At 69.9% G+C, this 27,000-nt stretch carries 24 protein-coding genes; 11 read left to right on the top strand and 13 right to left on the bottom strand.

The genetic code is table 11. The features are described from left to right. Positions 1-2 precede the first annotated feature (2 nt). Together ASD30_RS07065 and ASD30_RS07060 are read left to right on the top strand one after the other, a co-directional pair. Entirely contained in the window at positions 3-1,298 is a 1,296-nt protein-coding gene (locus ASD30_RS07065) for an RNA-guided endonuclease InsQ/TnpB family protein (protein WP_056678727.1), read from the top strand. Positions 1,299-1,341: 43 nt separating this feature from the next. Continuing rightward, positions 1,342-1,803: an SRPBCC family protein gene (locus ASD30_RS07060; protein WP_235532525.1), complete on the top strand. Its 462-nt coding sequence runs from the start codon at positions 1,342-1,344 to the stop codon at positions 1,801-1,803. On the opposite strand, the gene ASD30_RS07055 is transcribed toward ASD30_RS07060, so the two are convergent. From ASD30_RS07055 to ASD30_RS07030, 6 genes are read right to left on the bottom strand one after another with little or no spacing between them, the layout of a single operon-like run. Beyond that, on the bottom strand, positions 1,787-2,569 hold the full coding sequence (locus ASD30_RS07055; RefSeq protein WP_056678725.1) for an alpha/beta hydrolase: 783 nt from the start codon (positions 2,567-2,569) through the stop codon (positions 1,787-1,789). The genes ASD30_RS07060 and ASD30_RS07055 overlap by 17 nt on opposite strands. 24 nt (positions 2,570-2,593) lie before the next feature. After that, positions 2,594-3,064 carry a VOC family protein gene (locus ASD30_RS07050; protein ID WP_156393534.1) on the bottom strand — a complete coding sequence of 157 codons (471 nt, stop codon included), beginning with the start codon at positions 3,062-3,064 and terminating at the stop codon, positions 2,594-2,596. Next, positions 3,064-3,570 (bottom strand): mycothiol transferase, encoded by a 507-nt coding sequence (locus ASD30_RS07045; protein ID WP_056678723.1) that lies wholly within the window; start codon positions 3,568-3,570, stop codon positions 3,064-3,066. The genes ASD30_RS07050 and ASD30_RS07045 overlap by 1 nt, the downstream gene beginning before the upstream one ends. 15 nt (positions 3,571-3,585) lie before the next feature. After that, positions 3,586-4,587 carry an aldo/keto reductase gene (locus ASD30_RS07040; RefSeq protein ID WP_056678720.1) on the bottom strand — a complete coding sequence of 334 codons (1,002 nt, stop codon included), beginning with the start codon at positions 4,585-4,587 and terminating at the stop codon, positions 3,586-3,588. 31 nt (positions 4,588-4,618) lie between these two features. Continuing rightward, positions 4,619-5,416, bottom strand: a complete 798-nt coding sequence (locus ASD30_RS07035) for an NAD-dependent epimerase/dehydratase family protein (protein WP_056678717.1) — start codon at positions 5,414-5,416, stop codon at positions 4,619-4,621. 13 nt (positions 5,417-5,429) lie between these two features. Further along, entirely contained in the window at positions 5,430-6,233 is an 804-nt protein-coding gene (locus ASD30_RS07030; RefSeq protein WP_156388834.1) for a purine-nucleoside phosphorylase, read from the bottom strand. Positions 6,234-6,342: 109 nt separating this feature from the next. Here ASD30_RS07030 and ASD30_RS07025 point away from each other — a divergent pair, with 109 nt between their 5' ends. Further along, complete coding sequence (locus ASD30_RS07025) at positions 6,343-7,101, top strand: alpha/beta hydrolase family protein (protein ID WP_056678714.1); 759 nt, start codon at positions 6,343-6,345, stop codon at positions 7,099-7,101. 22 nt (positions 7,102-7,123) lie between these two features. On the opposite strand, the gene ASD30_RS07020 is transcribed toward ASD30_RS07025, so the two are convergent. Then, positions 7,124-7,576, bottom strand: a complete 453-nt coding sequence (locus tag ASD30_RS07020; protein WP_056678711.1) for a gamma-glutamylcyclotransferase — start codon at positions 7,574-7,576, stop codon at positions 7,124-7,126. Between the two features lie 104 nt (positions 7,577-7,680). Between ASD30_RS07020 and lpdA the strand changes: the two genes are divergently transcribed. Further along, the gene (gene lpdA / locus ASD30_RS07015) at positions 7,681-9,090 is read left to right on the top strand and encodes a dihydrolipoyl dehydrogenase (RefSeq protein WP_056678707.1); all 1,410 of its coding nucleotides are present in this window, start codon (positions 7,681-7,683) and stop codon (positions 9,088-9,090) included. An 82-nt stretch (positions 9,091-9,172) separates the two neighbouring features. On the opposite strand, the gene ASD30_RS07010 is transcribed toward lpdA, so the two are convergent. Next, entirely contained in the window at positions 9,173-10,996 is a 1,824-nt protein-coding gene (locus ASD30_RS07010) for a flavin-containing monooxygenase (protein ID WP_056678703.1), read from the bottom strand. A gap of 143 nt (positions 10,997-11,139) precedes the next feature. Here ASD30_RS07010 and ASD30_RS07005 point away from each other — a divergent pair, with 143 nt between their 5' ends. Beyond that, complete coding sequence (locus tag ASD30_RS07005; protein ID WP_056679465.1) at positions 11,140-12,312, top strand: helix-turn-helix domain-containing protein; 1,173 nt, start codon at positions 11,140-11,142, stop codon at positions 12,310-12,312. A gap of 157 nt (positions 12,313-12,469) precedes the next feature. Continuing rightward, on the top strand, positions 12,470-14,908 hold the full coding sequence (gene pcrA / locus ASD30_RS07000; RefSeq protein ID WP_056678698.1) for a DNA helicase PcrA: 2,439 nt from the start codon (positions 12,470-12,472) through the stop codon (positions 14,906-14,908). Between the two features lie 365 nt (positions 14,909-15,273). Here pcrA and ASD30_RS06995 read toward each other — a convergent pair whose 3' ends face one another. Beyond that, complete coding sequence (locus tag ASD30_RS06995; RefSeq protein WP_056678695.1) at positions 15,274-16,149, bottom strand: M23 family metallopeptidase; 876 nt, start codon at positions 16,147-16,149, stop codon at positions 15,274-15,276. Positions 16,150-16,404: 255 nt separating this feature from the next. Between ASD30_RS06995 and sucC the strand changes: the two genes are divergently transcribed. Together sucC and sucD are read left to right on the top strand one after the other, a co-directional pair. Then, entirely contained in the window at positions 16,405-17,574 is a 1,170-nt protein-coding gene (gene sucC, locus ASD30_RS06990) for an ADP-forming succinate--CoA ligase subunit beta (protein ID WP_200950139.1), read from the top strand. A 13-nt stretch (positions 17,575-17,587) separates the two neighbouring features. Next, entirely contained in the window at positions 17,588-18,469 is an 882-nt protein-coding gene (sucD, locus tag ASD30_RS06985) for a succinate--CoA ligase subunit alpha (protein ID WP_056678692.1), read from the top strand. A 93-nt stretch (positions 18,470-18,562) separates the two neighbouring features. On the opposite strand, the gene ASD30_RS06980 is transcribed toward sucD, so the two are convergent. From ASD30_RS06980 to ASD30_RS06965, 4 genes are all read right to left on the bottom strand, one after another. Then, positions 18,563-18,856, bottom strand: a complete 294-nt coding sequence (locus tag ASD30_RS06980; protein WP_056678689.1) for a hypothetical protein — start codon at positions 18,854-18,856, stop codon at positions 18,563-18,565. Positions 18,857-18,994: 138 nt separating this feature from the next. Next, the gene (locus tag ASD30_RS06975; RefSeq protein WP_056678686.1) at positions 18,995-20,851 is read right to left on the bottom strand and encodes a hypothetical protein; all 1,857 of its coding nucleotides are present in this window, start codon (positions 20,849-20,851) and stop codon (positions 18,995-18,997) included. Beyond that, positions 20,844-21,362: a SigE family RNA polymerase sigma factor gene (locus tag ASD30_RS06970; RefSeq protein WP_056678682.1), complete on the bottom strand. Its 519-nt coding sequence runs from the start codon at positions 21,360-21,362 to the stop codon at positions 20,844-20,846. Before ASD30_RS06970 ends, ASD30_RS06975 begins: the two co-directional genes overlap by 8 nt. Positions 21,363-21,453: 91 nt before the next feature. Next, positions 21,454-23,274: a hypothetical protein gene (locus ASD30_RS06965; RefSeq protein WP_056678679.1), complete on the bottom strand. Its 1,821-nt coding sequence runs from the start codon at positions 23,272-23,274 to the stop codon at positions 21,454-21,456. A gap of 113 nt (positions 23,275-23,387) precedes the next feature. Here ASD30_RS06965 and ASD30_RS06960 point away from each other — a divergent pair, with 113 nt between their 5' ends. The 3 genes from ASD30_RS06960 to purH all read left to right on the top strand — a co-directional run bounded on the left by ASD30_RS06960 (position 23,388) and on the right by purH (position 27,000). Beyond that, positions 23,388-24,635, top strand: a complete 1,248-nt coding sequence (locus tag ASD30_RS06960; RefSeq protein WP_056679458.1) for a cell division protein PerM — start codon at positions 23,388-23,390, stop codon at positions 24,633-24,635. A 140-nt stretch (positions 24,636-24,775) separates the two neighbouring features. Then, positions 24,776-25,399 (top strand): phosphoribosylglycinamide formyltransferase, encoded by a 624-nt coding sequence (purN, locus tag ASD30_RS06955; protein WP_082563603.1) that lies wholly within the window; start codon positions 24,776-24,778, stop codon positions 25,397-25,399. Continuing rightward, positions 25,396-27,000: a bifunctional phosphoribosylaminoimidazolecarboxamide formyltransferase/IMP cyclohydrolase gene (purH, locus tag ASD30_RS06950; RefSeq protein WP_056678673.1), complete on the top strand. Its 1,605-nt coding sequence runs from the start codon at positions 25,396-25,398 to the stop codon at positions 26,998-27,000. The genes purN and purH overlap by 4 nt, the downstream gene beginning before the upstream one ends.

The raw sequence follows: 27,000 nt of genomic DNA, 5'->3' as shown, positions 1-27,000 counted from the left end.
TCGTGAGTATTCGGCAGCGGCTCTACCCCGACACCGGGCAGGCGTCGGGGTTGGTGGAGCACTGTCATCACGCCCGGTTTGTGTTCAACATCGGTCTTGAGCAACGCTCCATGTGGTCCCGGGATCGGCACAACCGGGGCACCCACCCCGAACTGGGACCACTGGACGCGGTTCGGGTCACCACCACCACGCAGATGCGTGAACTTGCTCAACTCCGTGCTGAGTTGGACTGGCTGCGGGTAGGGTCCTCCAGTGTCCAACAGGCCGCGCTGCGGGACCTCGACCGAGCGTTCGCCAACTTCTTCGCAGGCAGGGCTGCGTACCCCCGGTTCAAGCGTCGCGCCGACCGCGAGGGCTCGTTCGTCGTCCGCGACCTCACCGTGCGCCGTCTGAACCGGAAGTGGGGGGTTGTCACGGTCCCCAAGGTCGGGCTCGTCCGGTTCAAGGTCAGTCGGCTGTGGGCCGAGATCGAGGCCGCGACATCCGCGAGGATCACCCACCGCAACGGGCGCTGGCACATCTCCTTCACCACCCCACCCGCCGACAAGATCGCCGCCGGGACGGGTTGTGTGGTCGGCATAGACCGGGGTGTGAAGAACACCCTCGCCACCAGCGAAGGAAAGATGGCCCAGGCTCCGGCTCTCACCGAGGGCGAGCAGGCACGGTTCCTCGCTTTGGAGCAGCGGCTGGCACGGCAGACGACTGCCGCGAAGAAGGCCGGGCGAAAGTTGAGGGAATGCCGGAGCCGGAATGGGACCCTGGACCAACTCGCGGTGCTGCGCCGCCGTCTGGAGGACAGGCGCATGAACTGGGTGGAGAAGACCACCACCGAACTTGCATCCACGTACGACCTGATCGCGGTGGAAGACCTGCGGGTGTCGAATATGGTCCGCCGCGCGAAACCGAAACCAGACCCCGATGAGCCGGGTGTGTTCCTACCCAACGGTGCCCGCGCGAAGGCTGCGCTCAACATGGCGATCCTTGCCTCCTGCTGGGGGAAGCTCCTGACCCGGGTCGAACAGAAGATGCCCGAAGGCCACGTGGTGCGCGTGGATCCGAAGAACACCAGTCGTACGTGCGCCGCCTGCGGGCACTGCGCACCCGGGAACCGCGAGAGCCAAGCGGTATTCGAGTGCGAAGCCTGCGGACATCAAGCGCACGCCGATACCAACGCCGCCATCAACATCTTGGCGCGCGCACTCGCATCACAACCCGGGGACACCGGGGGCTCGCCTGCACCAGCACGACCGCAGGAACCAGACCAGGGAGCGATCCCAGCGACCCAGGACGCGGCATGAATCGTCCTGGAATCCCCGGATATCAGCCCGGGGAGGATGTCAAGTGATCCCCGACCCACCCGCCGCCGGCAGGAGCTTCCGGTTCGACGGCGACTGGGTCGTGCCGCGCCCACGCGCCGAGCTGCACCGGCTGCTCGAGGACCTCGAGCACTACCCCGACTGGTGGCCCGAGGTGCGGGCGGTGGCCAGCCTCGGGCCCGACGACGCGCTGGTCGTGGTGCGTTCCAGGCTGCCCTACGACCTCGAGCTGCACCTGCACGCCGTGCACCGTCGGGCCGACCTGCTCGAGACCTCGATCGACGGCGACCTGGTCGGGTGGGTGCGTTGGCGCCTCGACGACGCGGGTGACGGGGCCACCCGCCTCTCGTTCGAGCAGGAGGTCGTGGTGTCGGGACGCCTGCTCGGCCTGGTGGCGTACGTCGTGCGCCCGCTGCTGGTCTGGAACCACGAGCGGATGATGGCCTCCGCCGTACGACGCCTGGCCGGGTCTACGACGGCGCCCTGATCCAGTCGATCACGGCGCGACCGGCCCTGGTGGGGGAGCCGTCGAGGTTGAGCAGGGTGTCGTAGCCGTGCCCGTCGGGCGACTCGATGAAGCGCTTCTGCTCGGCCGGCGACAGCTGCACGGCCCGGCGCAGCTCGGCCGGATGGATCGCGGTGTCGCCCATCGAGGCGATCACCAGGAACGGCACGGTGATGCTGCGCGCGGCCGCGGTCACCGAGGGCACGTCGATCCACTCGAACGGGCCGGAGACGTCGACCAGGGCGTCGGCCCCGGCCTGCTGGCCGGCACCGGCCACCATGGCGCCGCCCATCGAGGCGCCGACCAGGGTGACCCGGGTGGCGCCGTCCTTGCGGGCCCGGTCGACGGCGAGTCCGAGCTGCTGCGCCACGTCGGCCTTGAACCGGTCGGTGCACTCGGAGGATCCGTAGCCGCACACGTCGACGAGGATCACGCGCACGCCGCTCTTCGCCGCCTGCTCGGCGTACGGCAGCCAGCCGCACAGGCCCTGGCCGTTGGTCTGGTGCACGAACACCGCGGCCGTCGTGCCGGTGCCGAGGGTGGCCGCCGAGACCGTGGAACCGTCGCGGGCCTCGAGGGTGAGCTCCTCGAGGCCGGTCACGTCGGAGTTGCACCGGCCCGCGACGCCGGTGGGCGTCGGCGGCAGCGCCGTGGTCGTCGGGTCGGCGCCGTCGTCGGACTCGTCGCCACCGCAGCCGGTCAGGAGCAGCAGGAGCGCAGCCAGCAGGGCCGGGACGGTCAGGCGCATGCCCGACAGGCTAACCCGCCGGACTCACGCCACGCAGAACTCGTTGCCCTCCGGATCGCCCAGCGTCACCGCGTAGAAGCCCTCGAGGGTCTCGCCCTCGGGGAAGTCGGCCGGATTGCGGCGCAGCACGGTGGCGCCGGCCGCCACCACCTCGGCGACCTTGGCATCCACGAGGCGCACGCGTTCCTCCATCGGGAGCGACCGGTCGCGGCCGGTGGGGAAGAGGTCGAGGTGCAGCCGGTTCTTCCCGGACTTGTGCTCGGGCACGATCTGGAACCAGATCGTCGGTCCTTCGCCGTTCGGGTCGAAGATCCGGTCGCTGCCGTCCCCGTCGGTGTCCAGCTCGTGCTCGGGCACACCGAGCGAGCGGTAGTAGTCGTTCCAGGTGTCAAAACCCGCCGGCGGTGGCTGCACCTCGTAGCCCAGCAGGGGAGCCCAGAACTTCACCAACCGGGCGGGGTCGTTGGCGTCGATGGTCAGCTGCCAGGCCACCATCAGGGTGCCTGCACCAGTCCACGGACGAACGCCGCCTGCCCGATGTGCTGGGCGTCGTCGTCGAGCACGCTGACCAGACGGACGCCGAGCGTCACCGGCGGGTCCCACCGGGTGTCGACGACACGGTCGAGGTCGTCGTCGCCGAGCCCCTCGACGTACGCCGTGGTCTGCGCGTGCACGGCCGAGAGGTACGACGACAGCAGGTCGGCGTCGGCACGCACCGACGCGACCTGCTCCGACGTGTGGCCGTAGCCGGTGTCCTCCGCCGGGAAGGGCAGGGCGAAGCGGGTCACGAAGTCCTGGGCGGTCCACACCTGCTCGAGTCCGGCGACGTCGGCGACGTGGTCGTCCTGCACGCGGGTGAGGTGCCAGAGCAGCCACGCGATCGAGTTCGCGTCGGGACCGACGCGGTGCGCGAGCTGCTCCTCGGTGAGTCCGTCGACGACGGCCAGGCCGCCGTCACGGGAGCGGGTGAAGGCATCGATCAGCAGGGCTGCGGTGTTCATGGTCTCCTCATCGGGTCATCGGTTGACGCTGCTCATGTCGACGTACCGGTCACCGGCCACGGCGTCGCGCGGCACGGCCTCGGACAGTGCGGCGAGGTCGTCGTCGGTCAGCGTGATGGCCGCGGCGCCGACGTTCTCCTCGAGGTAGGGGATCCGCTTGGTGCCGGGGATCGGGACCACGTCCTCGCCCTGCGCCAGCACCCACGCGAGGGCGAGCTGCCCCGGGGTCACCTCGAGCCGGGTGGCAATCTCGATGACCCGCTCGACCAGGGCCAGGTTGCTCTGCAGTGCCTCTCCCTCGAAGCGTGGGAAGCGGCCCTCCTTGCGGGAGTCGCCGGCCTCGAGGCTGGCAGCAGTGATCGCACCGGTCAGAATGCCGCGGCCAAGAGGAGAGTAGGGGACCAGTCCGATGCCGAGCTCGCGCAGCGTCGGCAGGATCTCGTCCTCGACGTCGCGGGTGAAGAGGGAGTACTCGCTCTGCAGGGCGGTGATCGGGTGCACCGCGTGGGCGCGACGGATGGTGTCGGCCGCGGCCTCGGAGAGCCCGAGGTGGCGCACCTTGCCGGCCGCGACGAGCTCGGCCATCGCACCGACGGTCTCCTCGATCGGGACGGTCGGGTCGACCCGGTGCTGGTAGTAGAGGTCGATGTGGTCGACGCCCAGGCGGTGCAGCGACGCGTGGCAGGCCTCGACCACGTATTCGGGGGTGCCGTTGATGCGCACCCACGAGCCGTCGGGGTTGCGCTGGTTGCCGAACTTCGTGGCGAGCTGTACGTCGTCACGCCGGTCGCGGATCGCCTGACCGACGAGGTGCTCGTTGACGAACGGGCCGTACATGTCGGCCGTGTCGAGGAAGGTGACGCCGAGGTCGAGCGCTCGATGGATCGTGGCGATGCCCTGCGACTGGTCGGTGCGGCCGTAGAACTCCGACATTCCCATGCAGCCGAGGCCGAGGGTGGAGACGGTCAGCGGGTCACTCGTGCCGAGGGTCCGCGTGGCAAGTTCTGGAAGGGTCATGGCCCCAGTCAACTACTCGGACCCAAGACCGTCACCTGCGGTCGAGCGCCGGCCGGTAGAACTGCTCGAGGGCGAACGGGCCCCCGACGTGGGCGGCCTCGGCGTCGTCCTCCGGCCGGCTCGGGATGCGTGCCGCCCAGCGCTCGGCGTCGTCCTGCGGCTCGTAGCCCAGGGCCCGGCCGGGCGCGAGGTCCCACCAGGCGCGGGTGTTCGCCGAGATGCCGTAGAGCACCGCGAACCCGGGTGCCGTGGCGGTCAGCGCCGCCTCGATCATGCGCACCCCGTCGTCGTGCGAGAGCCAGGTGGAGAGGTGCCGCGTGGTCGACGGTTCTGGCAGGAACGAACCGATGCGGCAGGCCACGGCGTCGAGGTCGTAGCGGTCGGCGTACAACGCGAGCAGGGCCTCGGCGGCCACCTTGCCGACGCCGTAGAACGTGTCGGGCCGGGGCAGCGCGTCGTCGGAGACCAGGTCGCGTCGCGGGGTGCGGCCCACGGCATGGTTGGAGGAGGCGTAGACCATGCGCCGGACCTGGTGGGCGACCATCGCGTCGAGCAGCGCCGCAGTCGTGACCACGTGGGAGGTCAACGAGTCGGGCAGGCTGGCCTCCTCGGGGTGCCCGGCCAGGTGTACGACGCCCTCGACGGGCTGGGCCGCGAAGGCGTCGAGCACGGCGTCGGCATCGGCGCAGTCGGCGGTGTGCCAGACGCCCTCGAAGCCGTCAGGGGCAGGCATCCGGTCGAGGCCGATCACCTCGTGGCCGCGGTCGAGGAGCCCCAGGGTGACGACCTGCCCGATGCTGCCGGCGGCGCCGGTGACGAGGACGCGCATCAGATGCGGCCCATCAGATGCCCGGGACGATCTTGCCGAGCAGCCCGCCCATGCGGGTGGCCGCCGCCTTGCCGGCCTCGAGCACCTCTTCGTGGTTGAGCGGCTCACCCGTGATGCCGGCGGCGAGGTTGGTGACCAGGCTGATCCCGAGCACCTCCATGCCGGCCTCGCGGGCGGCGATGGCCTCGAGCGTCGTGCTCATGCCGACCAGGTCGCCACCGATCGCCCGCACCATGCCGATCTCGGCGGGGGTCTCGTAGTGCGGGCCGGGGAACTGGACGTAGACGCCTTCGTCGAGGGTCGCGTCGACCTGCTGGCACATCGTGCGCAGCCGCTGGCTGTAGAGGTCGGTGAGGTCGACGAAGTTCGCGCCCTCGATCGGTGAGGTGGCGGTCAGGTTGATGTGGTCACGGATCAGCACCGGCTGGCCGGGCTGCCAGGTCTCCTTGAGCCCACCGCACCCGTTGGTCAGCACGATCGCGCGGCACCCGGCGGCGGCCGCCGTACGCACGGGGTGGACGACGGCGGCGACGCCCTTGCCCTCGTAGAAGTGGGTGCGGCTTAGGAAGACGAGCAGGTTGCGGTCGCCCGACCGGATGCTGCGGATCTTGCCGGAGTGGCCGGCGACCGCGGCTGCGGAGAAGCCGGGCAGGTCGGTGGTGGCGATCTCGGCGGTGGCCTCGCCGAGGGCGTCGACGGCGGGCAGCCAGCCCGATCCGAGGACCAGGGCGATGTCGTGCTTCGCGACGCCGGTGAGTTCGGCGAGCTTGTCCGCGGCCTCGGCGGCCAGCGCGTTGGATTCAGTCACGACAGGCACTCTAACCACGAACCTGCCGCCGGGTGACACGCCCGCCGACAGACATCCGGGGGCTCACCCGGACCCAGCACGGCGCGGTCCGGCACGAGGGACCTCTAGGCTGGCGCCCATGGCCGAGAAGGTGTCCTTCGAGAGCGTGACCGGAGCCCGCCTGGCGGGACTCATAGACCCACCGGAGGGCGACGTACGCGGGTGGGGCGTGTTCTCCCACGGCTTCACGCTCGGCAAGGACTGCCCGGCCGCGTCACGCATCTGCAAGCAGCTGGCCAGTGAGGGCGTCGGCATGCTGCGCTTCGACAACCTCGGTCTCGGCGACAGCGAGGGCGACTGGGGCGACGGGTCGTTCTCGGTGAAGGTCTCCGACACGGTGCGTGCCGTGGCCTTCCTGCGTGAGCGGGTCGGCGAGGTGGAGCTGCTGGTCGGACACTCATGGGGCGGCGCCGCGGTGATCGCCGCCGCGCGCGAGGCCGACGGGGTGCGCTGTGTGGCCAGCATCGGAGCACCGGTCGAGACGACGCACGTCGAGCACCACTACGACGCGGTGCTGGCCCGGGTGCTCGAGGAGGGTGAGGCGCCGGTCCGGCTGGGCGGCAAGGCGCTGACCCTCAAACGCGACTTCGTCCACGACGTACGCACCGCCGACCTGCGCGAGAAGATCCGCACCCTGAAGATGCCCCTGCTGGTGCTGCACTCACCGACCGACAACACGGTCGGCATCGAGAACGCCAGCGAGATCTTCCGGACCGCGCGCCACCCGCGCAGCTTCGTGTCGCTCGAGGGGTCCGACCACCTGCTCACCGCGAAGGGCCAGGCGCGTCGGGCCGCGCGGATCATCGGTGCCTGGTGCGACCAGTACCTCGCGATGTGAGCTGGGCTGTCGGCGGCGGCGTTCAGAGGCCGGTCGACCGGCAGGCCCGGGCGCGCAGCGCGGCGACGTAGTCGTCGGGAGCCCCGGCGGCCTCGGCCGCGTCGGACAGCACGCCGAGGGTGTACGCCGAGGGCAGGCCACCTTCGTAGGCGTCGAGCACGTAGGCCCAGACCACCAGTTCCCCGGTGAGCGTGGCGACCCGCACCTTGGTCTTGCGGTAGAGCCCGGTGTCGGCGCCCTCCCAGCCGTCGAGTGCGACCTCGTCCTCGGGCGTCAGGTCGTAGACCGCCACGAAGACCCGCTCGAAATGGTCCTGGACGATCGTGCTCAGGGCGCCGTCCCAGCCGTGCTCCTCGCCCCCGAAGGTCAACCGCCAGCCCTCGAGCCAGCCGGTGGTCTGCAGGATCGAGTGCGGGCAGCGTTCGCTCATGCGGGCGGGATCGAGGTTCGTCCCGTAGGCGGCGTAGAGCGTCACGCCCTGCAGGTTAGCGGTACGCCGCACACGGCCGCGGACCCACGCCCCGGCAGAGGGCGGACGCCCCGCTCGACACGCTGGCGGGGGCGGATAGTCTGGCACCCGTGACCCACTTCAACGTCCTTGTCCTTGGTGCCGGTCCTGGTGGCTACGTCGCGGCGATCCGCGCAGCCCAGCTCGGCCAGACCGCTGCCGTCATCGAAGAGAAGTACTGGGGCGGGGTGTGCCTCAACGTCGGCTGCATCCCCTCCAAGGCGCTCCTGAAGAACGCGGAGCTCGCGCACACGCTCAACCACGAGAAGGCGAAGTACGGCATCGAGGGCGACGCCACGATGTCCTTCGGCCCAACGCACAAGCGCTCGCGCCAGGTGTCGGCCGGCATCGTCAAGGGCGTCCACTTCCTGATGAAGAAGAACAAGATCACCGAGATCAACGGTCGCGGCACGCTGACCGGTGCCGTCGACGGCAAGCAGACGGTCGAGGTCAAGGACGCCGACGGCAACGCCACGACGTACACCTGCGACAACCTGATCATCGCCGCGGGCGCGAAGGTGCGCATGCTGCCCGGCATCGAGGTCAGCCAGAACGTCGTCACCTACGAGGAGCAGATCCTCGACGAGACCCTCCCCAAGTCGATCGTGATCGGCGGCTCGGGTGCGATCGGTGTCGAGTTCGCCTACGTGATGAAGAACTTCGGCGTCGACGTGACGATCGTGGAGTTCCTCGACCGCATGGTGCCCACCGAGGACGCCGACGTCTCCAAGGAGCTGCTCAAGCACTACAAGAAGCTCGGCGTGAACGTGCTGCTCTCGACCAAGGTGGAGAAGGTCGAGGACACCGGCTCGGGCGTTCGAGTCACGGTCAGCCCGGCCGCAGGCGGGGACTCGCAGGTCATCGAGGCCGACAAGATGCTGGCCGCGTTCGGGTTCGCCCCGACCGTCGAGGGCTACGGCCTCGAGACGGTGGGCGTGCAGCTCACCGAGCGCGGTGCGATCGCGGTCGACGAGCGCGGCCGCACCAACGTCCCCGGTGTCTACGCGATCGGTGACGTCACCGGCAAGATGATGCTGGCCCACGCCGCCGAGGCGATGGGCATCGTCGCGGTCGAGACCATCGCCGGCGCCGAGACCATCGAGATCGACTTCGACATGATCCCGCGGGCGACGTACTGCCAGCCCCAGATCGGTTCCTTCGGCTACTCCGAGGCGCAGGCCAAGGAGAAGGGGTACGACGTCAAGACGGCGACGTTCCCGTTCAGCGCCAACGGCAAGGCCCAGGGCCTCGGCGAGCCGGTCGGCTTCGTGAAGATCGTGGCCGACGCCGAGCACAACGAGATCCTCGGCGCCCACATGATCGGGCCCGACGTCACCGAGATGCTGCCGGTGCTGACCCTGGCCCAGAAGTGGGACCTCACCGCCGACGAGGTGGCGCGCAACGTCTTCGCGCACCCGACGCTGTCCGAGGCGGTCAAGGAAGCCGTGCACGGCATCGCGGGCCACATGATCAACTTCTGACGCACGCCCGTAGCACGCAGAACCCCGTCTCGCTCGGCGAGGCGGGGTTCTGCGCTTGCCGGGTCCCGTTCGACCCAGCCGGTCAGCTGGTGTGGTGCACGTCCTGAAGCTTGTGCACCGGGGTGTCGATGCCGACCTGCCGCGCCTTCAGCTGCAGCGCGAGGTAGAGCGAGTAGTGCCGTGACTGGTGCAGGTTGCCGCCGTGGAACCAGAGGTTCTCCTGCTGCGTCGGCTTCCACATGTTGCGCTGCTCGCCCTCCCAGGGTCCGGGGTCCTTGGTCGTGTCGGAGCCCAGGCCCCAGACCTTGCCGACCTTGTCGGCGACCTCCTGGCTGATCAGGTCGGCGGCCCACCCGTTCATCGAGCCGTAGCCGGTCGCGTAGACGACCAGGTCGGCCTCGAGCTCGGTGCCGTCCTCGAGCACCACCGAGGTCTCGGTGAGGTGGTCGACGTTGCCGTGCGCCAGCTTCACCTGCCCGTCGGCGACCAGCTCGGCGGCACCCACGTCGATGTAGTAGCCGGAGCCGCGGCGCAGGTACTTCAGGAACAGGCCGGAGCCGTCGTCACCCCAGTCGAGGTCGAAGCCGGCCTTCTCCATGCGGTCGTAGAAGTCCTTGTCCTTCTCGCGCATCTGGTCGTAGAGCGGGATCTGGAACTGGTGCATGATCCGGTAGGGGAGCGAGGCGAAGATCAGGTCCGCCTTCTCGGTGGTGACGCCCGCTGCCAGTGCCTTCTCGGAATAGAGGTCGCCGAGCCCGATGTCCATGAGGGTGTCGCTCTTGACGATGTGCGTCGAGGACCGCTGCACCATCGTGACGTCGGCGTCGTGCTCCCACAGCGCCCCGCAGATGTCGAAGGCCGAGTTGTTGCTGCCGATCACGACGACCTTCTTGCCGGTGTAGGCGTCCGGGCCGGGGTGCTTCGAGGAGTGGTGCTGCTCGCCGGCGAAGATGTCGGCGCCGGGGAAGACCGGCACGTTCGGCTTGCCGCTCATGCCGGTGGCCAGCACGAGGTGCTTGGGACGCAGCGTCAAGGGCTCACCGTCGCGCACCACGGTCACGGTCCACTCGCCGGTGCTCTCGTCGTACGACGCATCGCGGGCCTCGGTGCTCGACCAGTAGGGCACCTCCATCACCTTGGTGTAGGACTCGAGCCAGTCGGCGACCTTGTCCTTGGGTGCGAAGACCGGCCAGTTGTCGGGGAACTTCAGGTAGGGCAGGTGGTCGTACCAGACCGGGTCGTGCAGGCACAGCGACTTGTAGCGGCTGCGCCACTGGTCGCCGGGGCGCTCGTACTTGTCGATCACCAGCGCCGGTACGTCGAGCTGCCGCAGCCGCGCACCGAGGGCGATGCCACCCTGACCGCCGCCGATGACGAGCACGTAGGGCTGGGTGGTGGTGCCGAGCGACTCGTCCTCCTGGCGGCGCTTCTCGGCCCACGTGATGCGGTCCTTGGTGGCGCCGTGCTCGGCGCCCATCGGCCGGCCGATGCCACGGGGCTCCTCGTGGCCCTTGAGCTCGTAGAGCGTGGTCAGGAACGTGTAGGCCTTCGGTCCGTCCTCGTCGACCAGACGGAGCAGGCCGCGCCCGCGACCGACCGCCGTCTCGAAGGTGAACCACGCGGTGGTCACGCCGTCGGCCTCGGTCGGGGGCTCCTCGGCGGCGAAGCCACGGGCACCGGCCGAGGTGCTCGAGACCAGTTCGGCGATCTGGTCCCGCCCCTCGGAGGTGGTGAGGTTCCAGCCGAAGGCGATCAGGTCGCGCCAGTAGGACTCGGTGGCGAAGAGGCCGGCGGCTGCTGTCGCGTCACCCGCCTGCAGTGCCGCCTCGAGATCGGCGAACCATCCGGCCACCCGCTCCTCGGGGCTCTGGGTCGTCGTGGTGTCGGGTTCGAGTGTCTGTGTCATTGCGGGCTCCTTCGTAGGTGGTGCATGTGATGCAGCACACAGGAAGGAGGGGCGGCGGCGACAGGGTTGCAGAGTGTTGCAACGGGGATCGTCGCCGTGGATGGCTGTGGCCGCGGTCACAACATGCACCTATGGTGGGACTCATGGCCACGCACGACCTTGCGCTGCGGGCCCGCGACTTGGTTCGGATCCACGACGCGGTGCTCTCCGGCACCGCCCCGCCCGAACGCCCGCGCGCCGTGGTGGCCCGGTCCTGGGAGCGCATGCTGAGCCTGGGCATCGATCCCGACGGACGCAACGGACGCGAACCCCTGCCGCCCTCCGCCGTCGACGACCGGCGTCGCGACTCCCGGCTGTCGCTGGTGATCGACGAGATCCGCGAGCTCCTGCTCAGTGCCGCCGACGCGTCGAACTTCCTCGTCGTGGTCACCGACGCCGACGGCGTGGTGCTCTGGCGCTCCGGGTCGTCCCGGGTCAGGCGCAAGGCCGACGTACTCGGCTTTGCCGAGGGCGCGACCTGGACAGAGAGCGCCGTCGGCACCAACGCGATCGGCACCGCGCTGGCCGAGGCGGCGCCGGTGCAGCTCTTCTCGGCCGAGCACTTCGAGAACGCCCAGGTGCCGTGGTACTGCTCGGCGTCCCCGATCCATGACCCGATCGACGGCTCGCTGCTCGGCATCGTCGACGTCAGCGGCCCCGCACTCACCCTGCACCCGGCGATCGAGGCGCTGGTGACCGCGTCCGTGCGGCTCGCCGAGGCCCGGCTGTGGCGGCACCACGAGGAGCGGCTGACGCAGCTCCGTCGCTCGGTCGAGCCGTTGCTCTCCGGTGTCAGCAGCCCGCTGCTCGTCGTCGACGACCACGGCTGGGTCGCCGCCCACCAAGGCGTCGCTGTGCAGAACCGGGTCGAGGCCCCGCGGGCCGATCGTGTGGTGGCAGTGCCTGGCCTCGGGCTGTGCCTGCCCGAACGGCTGCGTGGTGGGTGGCTGATCCGTGCACGGGCCAGCGAGAGCGTTCTCACCGCCACCCTCGACCTGCGTACGGCGCCCGCCGTGCTCGAGGTGCGCGGGCCCGACTCGCCGTGGCGGGTCACGCTGTCGCCCCGGCACGCCGAGGTGCTGTCCGCACTGGCTGCCGCCGGCCCCTCGGGTGTCACCGCCGGCGCGTTGAGCCAGCGCCTCTACGGCGACAGCGACCACCAGGTGACCGTGCGGGCCGAGATCTCCCGCATGCGACGGGCGCTCGGCGCCCTCCTGGCCACCAGTCCCTACCGGCTCGGCGACGGGGTCGAGCTCACCGTCCTCCCCGCTCGCTGAGACACCCGCTCGTTGAGGTGCCCCAGTCCCGGTCCCACCGTTGGTTGAGGAGGCGCGCCAGCGCCGTCTCGAAACCAGGCACCCTCCGCATGCGAGACCCCTCACTCCTCAACCACCGTCGGGCGGTGTCGGCGCATCGACATAGGGTGGATGCAGCATGAGCACCTCATTTCCGATCCCCGGCCTCGAATCCGTCGAGCCCGCCCGCACCCCGTCCAACGAGGCCCTCCTGGAGGGGCTCAACGAGCCGCAACGTGCGGCCGTGATCCACGCCGGGCGACCGTTGCTGGTGGTCGCGGGCGCCGGTTCCGGCAAGACCCGGGTGCTCACCCGGCGCATCGCCTGGCTGATCCGCGAGCGCAAGGCGCACCCCGGTTCCATCCTGGCGATCACCTTCACCAACAAGGCCGCCGCCGAGATGAAGGAGCGCGTCGAGGACCTCGTCGGCAAGCGGGCCCGCATCATGTGGGTCTCCACGTTCCACTCCGCCTGCGTGCGTATCCTGCGGAAGGAGATCACGGCGCTCGACTTCGGGGGCTCGAGCTTCAAGTCGACGTTCTCGATCTACGACGCAGCCGACTCGAAGCGGCTGATGACCCTGGTCTGCCAGGACCTCGACCTCGACGTCAAGCAGTACCAACCCCGCGCCGTCCTCAACTGGGTCTCCAACCAGAAGAACGAGCTGAAGGACCCCGACGACGCCGCCAAGGACACGCACAACAAGTTCGAGGAGAACTACGCCGCGGCGTACGCCCTCTATCAACGGCGGCTGCGCGACGCGAACGCCCTCGACTTCGACGACATCATCATGTTCACGGTGCACCTCTTCCAGTCGCTCCCCGAGGTGCGGGAGGTCTACCGGCGTCGGTTCCGGCACGTGCTGGTCGACGAGTACCAGGACACCAACCACGCGCAGTACGCACTCATCCACCAGCTGTGCGCCGACTCCATGGAGGAGACCGAGTCCGGCGGCGAGCGGGTCGCGCCGGCCGAGCTGATGGTGGTCGGTGACGCCGACCAGTCGATCTACGCGTTCCGTGGCGCCAACATCCGCAACATCCTCGACTTCGAGCAGGACTTCCCCGACGCCACCTCGATCCTGCTCGAGCAGAACTACCGCTCCACGCAGACCATCCTCAACGCCGCCAACTCGGTGATCGGCAACAACGCCGGCCGCAAGCCCAAGCGCCTGTGGAGCCAGGCCGGTGACGGCGCCGCGATCGTGGGCTACGTCGCCGACGACGAGCGCGACGAGGCCCGCTTCGTCTCCGAGGAGATCGACAAGCTCACCGATGCCGGTGACGCCCGTCCCGGCGACGTGGCGGTGTTCTACCGCACCAACGCCCAGTCGCGGGTCTTCGAAGAGGTCTTCATCCGCACCGGCCAGCCCTACAAGGTCGTCGGCGGCGTGCGGTTCTACGAGCGTCGCGAGGTGCGCGACGCACTCGCCTACCTCCGCATGCTGGCCAACCCGGCCGACGAGATCTCGCTGCGCCGCGTGCTGAACACTCCCAAGCGCGGCATCGGCGACCGTGCGGAGGCCTGCGTCTCGGCGTACGCCGAACGCGAGCGCACCATCTTCTGGGAGGCGCTGCGCCGTGCCGACGAGGCGCCCGGCATCGCGACCCGTTCGCTCAACGCGATCCGCGGGTTCGTCGCGATGGTCGAGGAGCTCCAGTCGATGGTCGACGCGGGGGAGCGCCCCGACGTGATCCTCGAGTCTGTGCTCGACAAGTCCGGCTACCTGGCGGAGCTCGAGGCATCCGACGACCCCCAGGACGAGACCCGCGTCGAGAACCTCGCCGAGCTCGTAGCGGTGGCCCGCGAGTTCTCCGACGACCCGGTGGCCGGGCCGTCCGCCGACCCCAGCGACGTCGACGCCGGGACGGTCACCCCGGGCCTGGGCGACTTCCTCGAGCGCGTGGCCCTGGTGGCCGACACCGACCAGATCCCGCCGCCCCCGGCAGACGGCGACGACGGAGAGGCGGCCGACGCCCAGGGCGTGGTCACCCTGATGACGCTGCACACCGCCAAGGGGCTGGAGTTCCCGGTGGTGTTCCTGACCGGCCTCGAGGACGGCGTCTTCCCACACATGCGCTCGCTCGGCGACAAGCCCGAGCTCGAGGAGGAGCGCCGGCTCGCCTATGTCGGCGTGACCCGGGCCCGCGAGCGGCTCTACCTCTCCCGCGCCGTCATGCGCTCCGCGTGGGGCGCACCGTCCCACAACCCGGCCTCACGCTTCCTCGACGAGATCCCGGCGACCCTGGTCGACTGGCGCCGCACGGCGGGGGCGCAGACGTCGTGGAACCGGCCCGACCTGAGTCGCTCCTCGGGCATCGACTTCAGCCAGCCCACCGCCGCTGGACGCCGCAACTTCGGCAGTGCCGCCGCTCGTCTCGACGCGGCCAAGAAGGCCAAGCCGGCTCGCGAGATCCCCTCCCTCGAGCCCGGCGACCGGGTCGTGCACGACTCCTTCGGCATGGGCACCGTCGTCGCCGTCGAAGGCGTGGCCGACAAGTCCGTGGCCTCGATCGACTTCGGCTCCGAGGGCGTCAAGCGGCTGCTGCTCCGCTACGCCCCCGTCGAGAAGCTCTGATCCAGGACGCGCCAGCGGACTGGATGATGGTGGTCGAGCGAGTCGCGGTCACCCGGTGGTCGAGTAGGTCGCCCAGCGACCGTATCGAGACCTGGTGAGATGATCGCCGACAGCAGGGACAGGGGCTCCGGCTCCAGCGGGCCTCGAGAGTTGCAGTTTGTACGACTCTCGTCGCTGAGGTGGTACGAACTGCAACTCTCGCGGGTCGTCAGGGCGCGCCGGATCCGACCTGCACGGTCGCTGGTCACTGGTCGCTGGCTGAGGTGGCGCGTACGTCACCGGGTCTCGACACGCGGGTCGCGGCTTCGTTCCTCAGCCGCGCCGCTCGCTCGACCACCTTCGACGGATCCGCTGGCGCGGCTCCGTCAGGGAGTGACGCCGTGGGCGACGAGCGCCTGGTACGGGTCGACCGGGTCACCGGCGCCGGGGCGCACCTCGAGGTGCATGTGCGGGCCGGTGGTGTTGCCGGTCACGCCGACGTAGCCGACGACATCGCCCGCGCGGACCGTGTCGCCGACGGCGACCGCGAACTCGTTCATGTGGCAGTACCACAGCTCTTCGCCGTCATCGGTGGTGACGATGATCTGGTTGCCGTAGGCGCCGGCGTACTCGGCGGAGGTCACCGTGCCGTTGGTGACCGACATGATCGGGGTGCCGACCGGGGCCGCGAAGTCGAGGCCGGTGTGGGTGCTCGACCACAGGCCGCTGGACTGGCCGAAGGTGGCGGTGAGGCGGTAGCTCGAAAGAGGCAGCTGCCAGAGGTTCAGGGCGATCTTCTTGGCCTGCTTCTCGGCGTCCTGGGCGAGACGCTGGAGCTCGACGTTGCGCTGCTCGGCGGTCGCCTCGGCGGCGGCCTGCAGCTTCTCCTCGCTCGAGTCGGCGAGGGCGTCACGGCGGGAATCGCGGGAGACGGTCTCCTTGCGCTCGGCGCGGGCGCTCGTGGAGGAGATGACGCTCTCGCCCGACAGGGCGTTGGCCGCGGAGGCGACGTTGAAGCTGTCGGAAGCGGTGGAATTGCTCGGCGCCTCACCGGCGGCGACGGCGCCGGTGGCCGACACGGTCAGTGCGGCGACACCCAGCAGGACCGGGGCGGAGGGGAGCTTGCGGAAGAGCTGGCCGCGCGATCCCGCGTGCTTGACCGCACGGCGCTTGCCGGCGGAAGAGGTGGCGGCGGGGATGCCGACCGAGGTTCCCGGGGTCGCAGACTTCGCTCCACGACGGGGAGCTCGGTGGTTGCCCATACAAGAATCCTCAAACCTCGGGGGATGAAGCAGCCTCAGACTGTAACGGACTCCCCGGGGGGCGTGTAAATCGAGGGTGTCGTCCATTGTGGACAACGTCGGACAAGTCTGTGTGATGTTCGCCAGGATTTCTGCTCATGGTGACCGGTCACACGTCCCATTCCCCAGACCCTCGTTGGGGCCAGGTCCGCAAACGGGTCTAGGGTGCCCAATGGAATCCCCGGACTGTAACGAATAAGAAAAAGGACTGGGTGGATGTCAGACCTGATGGAGTACCAGGCGAAGGAACTCTTCGCCAAGCACGGCGTCACCACGACTCTCGGAAAGGTCGTCGAGACCGCCGAAGAGGCACGTGCTGCCGCTGAGGAGCTGGGCGGCGTGACCGTCGTCAAGGCTCAGGTGAAGGCTGGAGGTCGCGGCAAGGCCGGCGGCGTCAAGCTCGCCAAGACCGCGGACGAGGCCTTCGAGCACGCCTCGAACATCCTCGGCATGGAGATCAAGGGCCTGACCGTGAACCGGGTCCTGATCACGCCGGCGACCCCGCCGGTGGAGGAGTACTACTTCTCCTTCCTGCTCGACCGCTCGAACCGCTCGTACCTCTGCATTGCCAGCGTCGAGGGCGGTGTGGAGATCGAAGAGGTCGCCAAGACCAACCCCGACGCCGTCAAGAAGATCCCGATCAACGCCCTCACCGGTGTCGACGAGGCCAAGGCGACCGCGATCGTCGACGAGGCCGCGTTCCCCGCGGAGCTGCGTGACCAGGCCATCAAGATGGTCCAGGACCTGTGGAAGGTCTTCGTCGAAGAAGACGCCACGCTGGTCGAGGTCAACCCGCTGGCCCGCCTCGAGGGCGACAAGCTCGAGGCCCTCGACGGCAAGGTGTCGCTCGACGACAACGCCTCCGAGGTGCGTCACCCCGAGCACGAGGCCTTCGAGATCCGCGAAGAGGCCGACCCGCTCGAGGCGAAGGCCAAGGACAAGGGCCTCAACTACGTGAAGCTCGACGGCTCCGTCGGCATCATCGGAAACGGCGCCGGTCTGGTCATGTCGACCCTCGACGTCGTGGCCTACGCCGGCGAGAACCACGGCGGGGTCACCCCGGCGAACTTCCTCGACATCGGCGGCGGCGCGAACGCCCAGGTGATGGCCGACGGCCTCGACGTGATCCTCAACGACGAGCAGGTCAAGAGCGTGTTCGTGAACGTCTTCGGTGGCATCACCGCGTGCGACGAGGTCGCCAACGGCATCAAGGGTGCCCTGGAGATCCTCGGCGACGCCGCCACCAAGCCGCTGGTCGTGCGCCTCGACGGCAACAACGTCGACGAGGGTCGCCGCATCCTCAACGAGCTGAACCACCCGCTCGTGACGCAGGTGGACACCATGGACGGCGCGGCCGACAAGGCCGCCGAGCTGGCGAACGCCTGAGAAGGACGAAGACATGTCTATCTACCTCAACAAGGACTCCAAGATCATCGTCCAGGGCATGACGGGCGGTATGGGCTCCAAGCACACCACCCTCATGGTCGAGGCGGGATCCAACATCGTCGGCGGTGTCAACGCACGCAAGGCCGGTACGTCGGTCGAGCTGGCCGGCAAGGAACTCCCGGTCTTCGGCTCGGTCGAAGAGGCGATGAAGGAGACCGGCGCTGACGTGTCCGTCGTCTTCGTGCCGCCGGCCTTCACCAAGGACGCCTGCATCGAGGCCATCGACGCCGGCATCGGCCTGCTGGTGGTCATCACCGAGGGCGTGCCGGTGCAGGACTCCGCCGAGGTGTTCGCCTACCTCGACGGCAAGTCGACTCGCATGATCGGCCCGAACTGCCCCGGCATCATCACGCCGGGTGAGTCGCTGGCCGGCATCACGCCGCACACCATCGCCGGCTCCGGCCCGGTCGGTCTCGTGTCCAAGTCGGGCACGCTGACCTACCAGATGATGTACGAGCTGAAGGACTTCGGCTTCTCGACCGCGATCGGCATCGGCGGTGACCCCGTCATCGGCACGACGCACATCGACGCGCTCGAGGCCTTCGAGAACGACCCGGAGACCAAGGCGATCGTGATGATCGGCGAGATCGGTGGCGACGCCGAGGAGCGTGCCGCGGCGTACATCAAGGACAACGTCACCAAGCCGGTCGTCGGCTACGTCGCGGGCTTCACCGCCCCCGAGGGCAAGACGATGGGCCACGCCGGCGCGATCGTGTCGGGTTCCTCCGGCACCGCGCAGGCGAAGAAGGAAGCCCTCGAGGCCGTGGGCGTCAAGGTCGGCAAGACGCCGTCCGAGACCGCCGCGCTCATGCGGGAGATCTTGCAGAGCCTCTGATCCACCGTTCCCGCCGCTCGTCGGCGGGAGACACACCGACCCGTCGCCAACTGGCGACGGGTCGGTGTCATTTGTTGCCGAACTGGCGACGGGTCAGCCCCAGTCGTCGGCACCCGGCAGGTCGAGGTCGAAGGGCACCGACTGGTCGAGGTCCCGGATGATCATCTCGGCCACCCGGTCCGTCTCGGCCGATGCGTCCGACGACCTGGCGATCAGGGAGTCGACCTGCCCGCCCGAGGCGTAGTGCTCGCAGACCTTGCACAACATCACCCGGTCGCTCAGCTCCTCCGCCGCGGCACCGCGCAGCATGACCGCGAAGGATGCCGGCTCCTCGCACATGCGGCACACCGCGTCGAGGAGGTCGGGGTCACTGGCGTCGAAGTTCACTGCGTCCTGCCTCCGTTGGTGACTCACCGTTGCTGCCGTCAGGGTACGCCGCCGGCTCGGCCGCCAGCGAAGAGAGCCTCCACCTGTACGACGAGCGCCCCGGACCCACTCGGGTCCGGGGCGCCGCGTGCTTCGCGATCAGTCCATGCAGTCCTGGTCTGCGTGCTCGAGCTGGAAGGCGGTCACCGATCCACCGTCAGTCAGGAAGAACCAGCTCTTCCCGTCGACGGGTGCGGTGTTGTAGGCGTCCTGGCCGCCCAGCTCGCCGTACGCCGCTCGCACGTCGGCGACCGTCGACCCGACCCCGATGCCCTCGGCGGTCCTCATGCCGGGTTGGGCGAAGATCATCGCCAGCCCGTGCTTCTTGCTGACGAACGCATGCACCTGCCCGTTGATGTTGGGGTGGACGGTGTCTTCCCAGCCCTTGATCGTGACGGCCCGGCACGCCGCGGTCGGGTCGTCGGCCGGGGCGATGGTGACCAGCCCGGTGGCCTCCAGCTCGGCGGCCGTCATGCCGATCTTCAGCTCGCCCCAACCGTCGGGACCCAGGACGTCGTCCGAGGAGGACTCGGTGCCGCCGTCCGACCCTGAGCCGCACCCCGCGACGGTGAACCGGCACATCGCCGCGATCGCCTGGGAGGCTTCGCTGGTCTGCCGGTCGACCTGACCCTGGCCGTTGTCGGTGCCCGGGTAGCCGGAGTGGCCGTCGTGCCGGATCACCAGCACCGACAGGCCGTTGCGGATCACCATGGTGGAACCGCCCAGGGGTGAGTCGCCACCGTTGAGCGTGTCGCGCTCGAGGATCGCCCAGCCCTCACCGCCGAAGGGGATCTTGCGGACCGTGCGCTTCGTGACGTAGCCGTCGTCGCGCACCGGGTCCTCCGGGCAGGCCTGCATCATGGCGATCAGGTCGGCGACCGCCGCGACCGCAGCGTCGGCGTCGGCGTACGTCGTGAGCTGGCGGGCCCGGTAGTCCTCGGCGTTGGTCCATTCGGCGCGCAGCCGGTCGGCGTACTCCGGCTCCTGCCAGGTCTCTCCGCAGGCGTTGAAGGGCAGCGACTCGAGGGTGCGGTTCGGGCCCTGCAGGCCCAGTTCCTCGGTCTCGGCCAGGGAGTCGTCCGGCCAGCCCGTGCCGAGCGGGTAGTCGTCGGGGATCGTCGTCGGGACGTCGTCCGACGAGCCGGTGTCCTGGTCGGGATCGACCTCGGAGGGCTCGAGCGGGCCGACGTTGTCGCCGAAGAGGTCCAGCTCGGGCACGAGTTGCCCGAGCCCGTCACGGGAGGTCTCGACGCCGGGCTGCACGTCGCCGCTCCACACGCCCCAGATCGAGGTCACCAGCACGGCCGGGCCGTTCGTCACGACGTTGACGACCTGCACGGTGGGCTCGGTCTCGGCGCCCCGGCCGAGGTCGAGCGTGATCGTGTTGCCGGGCCACGAGTCGTCGGCGGGTTGGAGTGCCACGGTGCCGTCGGGCATCTTCTCGGCCGCACAGTCGCGGGCCGCGTCGAGGACGGCGACGTGGGTGGCGCGCGCCTCGTCCTGGTTCTCCAGCAGGTAGAGGGTGCGGGTCACCGAGGTCTCGCCACCGGACACCTCCGCGCTGCGTACGTCGAGCGTGGGGAGGTCGGACAGGGGCGTGGTCCCGCAGTAGTCGAGGTCGTCCATCTGGCCGTCCTCGGTGACCTGGGCACCCCCCATGCCGACGTCGAGCGCGAAGTCGTCGGGGATCGTGGTGAGGAAGCCGGAGGTCGTCCTGTCCGTGGTCCGCGTCGGGTCCACGGCCGGGTCGGGGCCCTCACCCTGGTTGACGGCACCGGCGACGAGGACACCGGAGGTGGCGACCACGGCGACCGCGGCCGCGGCACCGAGGGCCAGCACTCCCTGGTTGCGTCGGCGGATGCGGTCACCGCGACGACGCACCTCCGAGGGCGCGAGCGGGTTCATGGGCAATCCTTCGCTGCTGAAGTTCTCGAGGTCCTTGATCGGATCAGACATGGCTGGCTCCTTCCTGGAGTCCGTGTGCGTCTGGTGGGGAGTCGGAGAGCAGCGCGGCCAGCGCCGTACGTCCTCGGGAGAGTCGGGCCTTCACGGTTCCCTCGGGGGCGCCGACCTCGGCGGCGACCGCCGCGATCGGCAGGTCGCACATGTGGTGCAGGACCAACGCCCGGCGCTGCGACTCGGGAAGCTTCTTGAGCGCGGCCACCAACGCGACCCGGTTCTCGTCGGCGGGGGCGGTGGAGGCCGGCAGCGACACGGCGCGGTCGGCCGGACGCTTCGCGATGCGGGTACGACGCCAGCGGCTGACCGCCAGCCTGTGGGCAGTCACTCGCACCCATGCCTCGGGGTGCTCGGCCTTCTCCAGCTTTCGCCGGTGGGCCCAGGCCTTGACGAACGCCTCCTGCACACACTCCTGCGCTTCGTCCCGGTTGCCGATCATGGCGTACACCTGACCGGTGATCCGGGCGAAGGAAGCGGTGTAGAAGTCGTCGAACTCCTGCTCGTTCATCGACGTACCCCCGTCCTGGTCTTTCCTGCTCGCGTTGTCGAACGGTCTACGCGTGGCAGGGACCGGCGGTTGCACACCGCGCGGGAAAATTCTATCTGCGAGGCAGGTTCTGGATGCGCTCGAGCGCGCGGAGGCTGAGCTCGTGGAAGGCGCCGGTGCCGATGGAGTGGTCGTCGTCGGGGACGAACCCGATCTGTACGACGATGTTCCCGCGCCGGATGACCGCCATCTGGAACTGGACGGTGCGCTCGTCGGAGATCTCGGTGCTGAGGTGCCAGATGCTCACCTCGCTGGTCCTGTCGCCCTGGGCGTGCACCTGGGTGACCTTGGTCGAGAGGTCCTTGTCCTCGCAGGCGTTGAGGCGTGCGCGCACCCCGGCCACGAACTTCTTGGCCTGGGCCGGCTTGCGGAAGCGGCCCAGGGTCTCGGTCAGGCCGAACGCCTTGGGCAGCTTCGCGCGAGGGATCACGAACGTGCGCGTGGTGGCGTAGGAGATCTGCTTCGAGGTGAACTCGGTGTTGTCGCAGGTCGTCGCCGCCATGTTGGCGCGGGGGACGGCCGGGCCGGTGCCGGCCCACGGGCGGGTGACCCCCTCGACGGGCGGGAGGTCGACCTCCTGGAGCAGCCCCCGTGCCGTCACTCCGGCCGGCGGTGGAATCGGGACCGCCTTCGGGGTGGTGACGCAGGCCGCTGCCGCCTCGTGGGTGCAGAGCCCCTCGACGGCGGTGGCGGTGAGTCCGACCATCGGCTCGAGGCGCGGCTCGCGGGTGCTCTGGAACTGGCGGACCACCGTGGAGACCAGTGCGCCGGTGCGGGCCACCCCGATGGTCAGCGTCTGCTCCGGTGCCTGCCAGGTGCGCAGGACCAGGAGGACGGCCTCGTCGCCCACGCCGTTCAGCCGGTGCGTGGAGAGCAGCTGTGCGCGGCGCTCCGTGCAGCCGGCGTACCAGCCGACGACGGTGTCGTACGCCGTGTGCGCGGCGGCGTCGTCCGTGGACAGCTCGAGCGACTGCAGCGCCGTCATCGACGGCTCTCCGTCGAGGGCGAACTTGCGGACCAGGGTCGCCTCGCCCTGGGGATCGGCGAAAGGCTCCTCCTGGCACACCGTGTTGATGCCGGTGCCCCCGGTGTTGTTGCTGGTCACGGGGGCCTTCAGCGTGCGGGCCGGGGCCAGGGTGCTGATCTGTTCGCTGGTCAGCAGGTCGTCGGGGTGCAGCAGGGTGGCGGGATCGGGCTCGTCGAGGGAGGAGTCGCCGTGGGCGCTGACACCGCCGAGGGCGGGGGTGGCGCCGCCGGTCTGGTGCACGACGGCACCGGCCGCGAGCAGCGCGGCGACGGCGGCCACGACCCCGACGCCGGTGTGCGCGCGACGACGGGCCGCACCGGAGCGCCGGATGATCGTCACCCGGGGGAAGCGTGAGGAGGAGATCTGGGCGCCGAGGGCTTCCAGGTGCAGCCGCACCGACGGCGAGGGGACGTTGCGGTGCAGGGAGAACTGGGCGGCCGCGGTCTGCAGCTCGCGCTCGGCGGTCTCGCGGGTGAGGCCGATCTCACGTGCCATCTGCTCCATGTTGACCGAGCTCAGCTGGGTCAGGAGCAACACCTTGCGCTGCGGGAGGCTGAGCTTGCCGAGAGCCTCGAGGGTTGCCCGGGAGGCGTCGTCGAGGGCCTTGTCGCGGTGCCAGATGCGGGTCGTGTGGTGCCGTTGGGCGAGCGACCAGGCGTGCGGTCGCACCCATGACTCGGGGTCGTCGAGGCGGGAGACCTTGCGCCAGTGGTGCCACGCGGCGATGAACGCATCGCGCACAGCGCTGCGCGCCGCGGGCAGGTCGCCGGTGAGTGCGTAGGTCTGCAACAACAGGCGACCGCGAGTGGCGGCGTAGAAGGCGTCGAATTCGGCAGGATCGAGCATGACCCGACCACGGTACGGGGTGGCCGTGCCTCAGGCGAAACCGCCCGGAATCACCCACGCGCGGCGTGTGCAGCGATCGGAGGAGTGCCGCGCGGGTCAGGATGGGTCTCGTCATGACCGCCACGTTGAGCCCTCCGGGGCTGTCCCCAGCCGAGACCAACCGTCGTCCCCTGACGCTCCTGGCCACCGTCGCCGGGCTCTCCGCCGCGGCCAGCACGCTGGCCGTGTGCCTGGGCCTGGCCCTGCTCGGCTGGTTCCTCGCCGACGGGGGCATCCACGGGGCCCCGCGCGATGCACTGCGCGCGGGCGGCCTGGGCTGGCTGATGGGCCACGGGTCCGGCGTCACGGTCCAGGGGGTCGCGATCACCGCCGTCCCGCTCGGCCTGACCCTTCTCTTCGGCGTCGTGGTGTGGCGCTTCGGCCTCCGCTTGGGCGAGCAGGTGGCCGGCCACGGGCCCGACGCCGATGCGCTCTCCGACGGTGACCGTGACTGGACCGTCCCCGCGGCGACGGGACTCTTCGCGGCGACGTACGTCGTGGTCGCCGTGTTCACCGCCGTGCTCTGTGGCACCGGTGACCTCAGCCCCGACCTGAACGCCGTGATGCTGTGGTCCCTGGCCCTCACCTGCGGGGTCGGCGGCACCGGCATCGCGATCGGGTCCGGCCGTGCATCGATCTGGCTCTCCCTGGCGCCCCCCGCCGTACGCGCCTCGCTGCACGCCGCCTGGTCCGTCGTGCTCGCCTTCCTGGTCGCGGCGGCGGGCGTGTTCGTGGTCGCGCTGGCCCTCGACTTCGGGGCCGCGATGAACGTGATGTCGCAGCTGCACCTCGACACCGGTGATGGCCTGATGTTCGTGGTGCTGGTGCTCACGGTCGTGCCCAACGCCGTGATCTTCAGCGGCGCCTACCTGCTCGGCCCGGGGTTCCTGGTCGGCACCGGAACGCTCGTCTCGCCGTCACTGGTCGCGATCGGGCCGGTGCCGATGTTCCCGTTGTTGGCCGCGCTGCCCGACACCGGCCCCACTCCGGCATGGACTCCCGCGCTGATCGTGCTGCCGGTGCTGTGCGCGGCGGCCGGCGTGGTCCGCAGCCACCGGCACAGCCCGACCGCAGCCTGGGACGAAGGCGCCCTGCGCGGGGTCGTCGGCGGGGTGCTGGCCGGCCTCCTCTTCGGACTGCTGGCCGCGGTCGCCGGGGGAGCCGTCGGGCCCGGGCGGATGACCGACGTCGGCCCCCTGGTCTCGGAGGTGCTCTGGCACGGGATCGTCTCGCTCGGTGCCGGCGGCCTGCTCGGCGGACTGCTCGCCACGTGGTGGACCCGACGCTCGCTCCCCGAAGAAGCGCCAACCGTGGATTCTTGATGCGCGAGCCGTGGATTCTTGATGCGCGAGCCGTGGATTCTTGATGCGCGAGCCGTGGATTCTTGATGTGTGACACGTGCTGCCCCGACCCGGCTTGAGACCGGTTCGGTGAATCGGGGCGCGGTCGATAAACTCCGCCCGTGCCAACCACCCGGAGTCCCCAGCGCCTCGTCGTGCTCGTCTCCGGGTCGGGCACCAATCTCCAGGCGCTGCTCGACGCGTGCGCCGACCCGGCGTACGGCGCCACCGTGGTCGCGGTGGGCGCCGACCGTGACGGCATCGAGGGCCTGGCCCGCGCCGACCGTGCGGGCATCCCGACCTTCGTGCGCAAGGTCGGCCAGTTCTCCAGCCGCGACGACTGGGACCACGCCCTCGCGGACAGCGTTGCCGCGTTCGAGCCCGACCTGGTGGTCTCCGCCGGGTTCATGAAGCTGGTCGGCGAGGACTTCCTCGGCCGGTTCGCCGGCCGGATCGTCAACACGCACCCCGCGCTGTCCCCGTCGTTCCCCGGCATGCACGGGCCGGCCGACGCGCTGGCGTACGGCGTCAAGGTCACCGGCGCCACCCTCTTCGTCGTCGACGGCGGGGTCGACACCGGCCCGATCGTCGCGCAGGTCGCGGTGCCGGTCGAGGACGACGACGACACGGAAGCACTTCACGAGCGGATCAAGGTCGCCGAGCGACAGATGCTCGTCGAGAACGTGGGCCGGATGGCCCGAGAAGGTTTCACCATCACCGACAGGAAGGTGCGGTTCGGCGCATGACAGACGGCAAGATCGCCATCAAGCGGGCCCTGGTCTCGGTCTACGACAAGACCGGTCTGGAGGAGCTCGTCCGTGGTCTGCACGCTTCCGGGGTCACCCTGGTCTCCACCGGTGGCTCCGCCGCCCTGATCGAGGGACTCGGCATCCCGGTCACGAAGGTGGAGGACCTCACCGGCTTCCCCGAGTGCCTCGACGGCCGGGTCAAGACCTTGCACCCGCGCGTGCACGCCGGCATCCTCGCCGACCGCCGCCTCGAGTCGCACGTGCAGCAGCTCGCCGACCTCGAGGTCGAGCCGTTCGACCTGGTCGTCTCGAACCTCTACCCCTTCACCCAGACCGTCACCTCGGGCGCCACGCCCGACGAGTGCGTCGAGCAGATCGACATCGGCGGTCCGTCGATGGTGCGCGCCGCGGCCAAGAACCACCCGTCGGTCGCCATCGTCACCTCGCCCGACGGGTACGACGCCGTGCTGGCCGCCACTGCCGCCGGCGGGTTCACCCTGGCCGAGCGCCAGAAGCTGGCCGCCGACGCGTTCGTGCACACCGCGACGTACGACGTGCACGTGGCGTCGTGGATGGGCTCGGTGCTCACCGACACCTCCGACGGCTCCGGGTTCCCGGCCTGGGCCGGTGCCACGTGGAACCGCGCCGACGTGCTGCGCTACGGCGAGAACCCGCACCAGGGTGCCGCGCTCTACGTCAACGGCTTCGCCCCGCAGCCGGGGTTGGCCCAGGGCAAGCAGCTGCACGGCAAGGAGATGTCCTACAACAACTACGTCGACGCCGATGCGGCGTACCGCGCGGCCTACGACCACGGCGACCTGCCGACGGTGGCGATCATCAAGCACGCCAACCCGTGCGGCATCGCGGTCGGCACCTCGGACGAGCCGATCGCGGCCGTCCACGCCAAGGCCCACGCCTGCGACCCGGTGTCGGCGTACGGCGGCATCATCGCCACCAACCGCACGGTGACCAAGGAGCTGGCCGAGACGGTCAAGGACATCTTCACCGAGGTCGTCGTGGCGCCCGGCTTCGACGGCGAGGCCCTCGACATCCTCACCACGAAGAAGAACCTCCGCCTCCTGGTCGTCGACCCGCCGGCCCGCGGGGGAGTGGAGACCCGGCCGATCTCGGGTGGCCTGCTGATGCAGGTGCGCGACGCCATCGACGCCGAGGGCGAGGACAAGTTCGGCAACGCCACGGGCGACGACGCGTCGCGCTGGCGCCTGGTCGCCGGTGACGCCGCCGACGAGGCCACGCTGGCCGACCTGCAGTTCGCCTGGCGGGCGATCCGCGCGGTGAAGTCCAACGCGATCCTGCTCGCCTCCGGCGGAGCCTCGGTCGGCGTCGGCATGGGGCAGGTCAACCGGGTCGACTCCTGCAACCTGGCCGTCACGCGCGCGGGCGATCGGGCCGCCGGCTCGGTGGCCGCGTCCGACGCGTTCTTCCCCTTCGCCGACGGCCTCCAGGTGCTGCTCGACGGTGGCGTGAAGGCGGTCGTGGCGCCGGGTGGCTCGATCCGCGACGAGGAGATCATCACTGCCGCGACAGCCGCGGGCGTGACGATGTACTTCACCGGGACCCGCCACTTCGCCCACTGA

The sequence above is a fragment of the Nocardioides sp. Root140 genome (assembly GCF_001426745.1).
Lineage (GTDB): Bacteria > Actinomycetota > Actinomycetes > Propionibacteriales > Nocardioidaceae > Nocardioides.
The sequence above is the reverse complement of the archived record's forward strand: the minus strand, read 5'-3'. Positions and strand labels throughout refer to the sequence as shown.

Coding starts and splice junctions, on each gene's coding strand:
- pcrA (WP_056678698.1), top strand. CDS start 12,470: ATGAGCACCTCATTTCCGATCCCCGGCCTCGAATCCGTCGAGCCCGCC.
- ASD30_RS07005 (WP_056679465.1), top strand. CDS start 11,140: ATGGCCACGCACGACCTTGCGCTGCGGGCCCGCGACTTGGTTCGGATC.
- purH (WP_056678673.1), top strand. CDS start 25,396: ATGACAGACGGCAAGATCGCCATCAAGCGGGCCCTGGTCTCGGTCTAC.
- ASD30_RS06960 (WP_056679458.1), top strand. CDS start 23,388: ATGACCGCCACGTTGAGCCCTCCGGGGCTGTCCCCAGCCGAGACCAAC.
- sucD (WP_056678692.1), top strand. CDS start 17,588: ATGTCTATCTACCTCAACAAGGACTCCAAGATCATCGTCCAGGGCATG.
- ASD30_RS07045 (WP_056678723.1), bottom strand. CDS start 3,570: ATGAACACCGCAGCCCTGCTGATCGATGCCTTCACCCGCTCCCGTGAC.
- ASD30_RS06975 (WP_056678686.1), bottom strand. CDS start 20,851: ATGTCTGATCCGATCAAGGACCTCGAGAACTTCAGCAGCGAAGGATTG.
- ASD30_RS06970 (WP_056678682.1), bottom strand. CDS start 21,362: ATGAACGAGCAGGAGTTCGACGACTTCTACACCGCTTCCTTCGCCCGG.
- sucC (WP_200950139.1), top strand. CDS start 16,405: ATGTCAGACCTGATGGAGTACCAGGCGAAGGAACTCTTCGCCAAGCAC.
- ASD30_RS07010 (WP_056678703.1), bottom strand. CDS start 10,996: ATGACACAGACACTCGAACCCGACACCACGACGACCCAGAGCCCCGAG.
- ASD30_RS07040 (WP_056678720.1), bottom strand. CDS start 4,587: ATGACCCTTCCAGAACTTGCCACGCGGACCCTCGGCACGAGTGACCCG.
- ASD30_RS06965 (WP_056678679.1), bottom strand. CDS start 23,274: ATGCTCGATCCTGCCGAATTCGACGCCTTCTACGCCGCCACTCGCGGT.
- ASD30_RS07050 (WP_156393534.1), bottom strand. CDS start 3,064: ATGGTGGCCTGGCAGCTGACCATCGACGCCAACGACCCCGCCCGGTTG.
- ASD30_RS06995 (WP_056678695.1), bottom strand. CDS start 16,149: ATGGGCAACCACCGAGCTCCCCGTCGTGGAGCGAAGTCTGCGACCCCG.
- ASD30_RS07025 (WP_056678714.1), top strand. CDS start 6,343: ATGGCCGAGAAGGTGTCCTTCGAGAGCGTGACCGGAGCCCGCCTGGCG.
- ASD30_RS07055 (WP_056678725.1), bottom strand. CDS start 2,569: ATGCGCCTGACCGTCCCGGCCCTGCTGGCTGCGCTCCTGCTGCTCCTG.
- ASD30_RS07035 (WP_056678717.1), bottom strand. CDS start 5,416: ATGCGCGTCCTCGTCACCGGCGCCGCCGGCAGCATCGGGCAGGTCGTC.